Raw genomic sequence first — 1,608 nt, forward strand, 5'->3', positions numbered from 1 at the left:
TACTATGATCCGGATGTCGGGCGGTTCATAGTAACGGATCCGATAGGGCTGGCGGGTGGGATAAATCTCTATGCCTATGCGCCGAATCCAGTAAACCACATTGATCCTCTTGGGCTATCTTGTGGAAAGGTTGGTAACGTTGAATATCGTAATTTTGAGCGTTCTCCGGGAATGTTTTCTCGGTTATTAAAGAATAAACGTGACTTTGATTATGTTGCCAGATATAACATTTCAAGATATAAAGCCACATTGAGAAAAAATAATTCGGATGGTTTTGGTAATATTAGCCATTATTTCGATGGTGTAGATGCAAAAGGAAATAAAGTCGTTATTGAGGTGGCAAATACAGGACATAAATCTTCAAGTGGTGGTTTTGAGCCTCCACACATTAAAATTCAAATAAAAAACGCTGATAACAAGGTGATACATAATGCCAAATATTTTTTGGAAGATGATATATATAGAATTACAGGTAAATAAATGAAAAATATTAGAGAATTAAATAATGCAGAATTCTCCGCGATTATTAACAATGCTTTACCATTCTTACATATTAATCCTATAAGCGAAGCTGTTTGTATTCATGCAGAAGCTTATAAAAGTGGTGTTGATGTTAACTATATCCGTTGCAACGTTGACTGGGAGGGGTTTTCTTCTTTAACTGAAGCGTTAGAAACGTTATACTATGAATTATTTAAAGGTGGTATTCCATCAGGAGAATTGTTGTTTTTTTACCCGTTTAATAGAACAAAGAAAGGGAATTATGGTGTCATCTTAAAATCATCTCAGCTATTAGATTTTTTAATAAAAGAGCATTTGAAGATTTATCCTGAATGTTTTAATGTAGAAATGTGTAGCTTCGGTTTTTATTTTATAGATCACGAAATATTTTACGGCATGGAGCATCCTGATTTTTTATATAGTTTCTGTGTAAGATAATTAATAAAGTGAGGAGTATATTTCTCTTTCTTAATCGCCGGGAAAGGCAGATTAAATCTGGACTGACCCCATAAAGTTGGACAGTTCATGTTAAGCGGCTTTCAGGGTCTGGGTTCGGTATTCTACCGGACTCAGGCCTTTTAATTTCAGGCTGATCCGCTCGTTGTTATAATAATGGATATAGTCCTCTATCGCCTTCCTCAGTTCATTCAGATCGCTGAACCTGTTCAGATAAAAACACTCCGATTTCAGTGTGCCGAAGAAGTTCTCCATCACTGCGTTATCCAGGCAGTTCCCCTTGCGCGACATGCTTTGTGTTATTCCATGAGCCTTTAACTTTGCCTGATAGCCTGCCATTCGATATTGCCAGCCCTGATCCGTGTGCAGCAACGGTGCATCCTCCGGTCCGAGAACTGAGAATGCATCGTGCAGCATCGTATTCACCATCTCCATCACCGGCCTTTCCGACAGGCTGTAGGAGATAATTTCCCGCCAGGGAAAGATCACGTAACGCTGCTTTTTTGCACTAAATAATTCGCACTAAATGTTCAATAATTGAGATATTCCTTATTACCTAAAGCTGTTTTTCATTGCTTATACATGATCAAATACTCCTTACATAATTAAGGAGAACAAAATGGAACTTAAAAAATTGATGGAACATATTTC

The 1,608-nt window shown here is 37.6% G+C and carries 2 protein-coding genes and 1 pseudogene; 2 read left to right on the forward strand and 1 reads right to left on the reverse strand.

Features of this window, described 5'->3' with window-relative positions:
• Together A1SC_RS25700 and A1SC_RS21010 are read left to right on the forward strand one after the other, a co-directional pair.
• The coding region (locus A1SC_RS25700; protein ID WP_016261803.1) for an RHS repeat-associated core domain-containing protein at nucleotides 1-480 on the forward strand (480 nt) is incomplete at its 5' end.
• Nucleotides 481-939, forward strand: coding sequence for a hypothetical protein (locus tag A1SC_RS21010; protein WP_016261804.1), 459 nt, complete (start codon nucleotides 481-483; stop codon nucleotides 937-939).
• 90 nt (nucleotides 940-1,029) lie between these two features.
• Here the strand turns inward: A1SC_RS21010 and A1SC_RS21005 are convergent.
• Nucleotides 1,030-1,428: pseudogene (locus A1SC_RS21005) on the reverse strand (IS3 family transposase); the annotation flags it as partial.
• Nucleotides 1,429-1,608: the final 180 nt, after the last annotated feature.

Source organism: Escherichia sp. KTE52 (assembly GCF_000408325.1).
Taxonomy (GTDB): domain Bacteria; phylum Pseudomonadota; class Gammaproteobacteria; order Enterobacterales; family Enterobacteriaceae; genus Escherichia; species Escherichia marmotae.